Origin of the sequence: Bartonella queenslandensis AUST/NH15, assembly GCF_000312585.1 — a bacterium.
Lineage (GTDB): Bacteria > Pseudomonadota > Alphaproteobacteria > Rhizobiales > Rhizobiaceae > Bartonella > Bartonella queenslandensis_A.
In genome coordinates, this window is the sequence record NZ_HE998242.1 from 1 (window position 1) to 529 (window position 529).

A 529-nucleotide genomic window follows, 5' to 3' on the forward strand; every position below is an offset into this window, starting at 1 on the left:
ATCTTCGTAAATATAGAGTGGAAAGCATTGACTATTATCAATTACACATACGTCAGGCAAATTCTTAGTCATTAAAATAGAAAAACCACTTCTTGCTCCCATAGAAGAAACTTGTATCACTTTATTTCCAACCGCTTTGCTCATTGGAAATATCCGCGTCTGATAAGCACCATCGCAGTTGAGTGCAGAATCGCTATAAAGCCACTGTTTTGTAAAAGGACGATACAAACTTTTGGTAAGATAATTTTCCTTAAAATTGAAAGACTTTCCTTTTACCAAGTCTTTTTTAAGATTATAACTCCAACTTATTTTTTTAGCATCGGTATTGATAAAATTGTCTACAGCCTTTTCACGTGTCTCACGATCAGAACGTCGATAGCTATCATTAAAACGTTCTATTTCGCTATTGTAGAAAGTAATCATATTATTCATATTTTTTGCTACTGTTGCACAGCTTGAGTTATATGCCCACGCATCACGGCTTGTCATAATGCCACGAGAAAACATTGCAAATAATTTTTTATCATTA

The 529-nt window shown here is 33.8% G+C and carries 1 protein-coding gene; it reads right to left on the bottom strand.

Annotation, left to right across the window (positions count from 1 at the left end; translation table 11 throughout):
- Positions 1 to 529 (bottom strand): type ISP restriction/modification enzyme (locus BN338_RS12385; protein WP_039762014.1); only part of this gene is annotated, 529 nt, incomplete at both ends.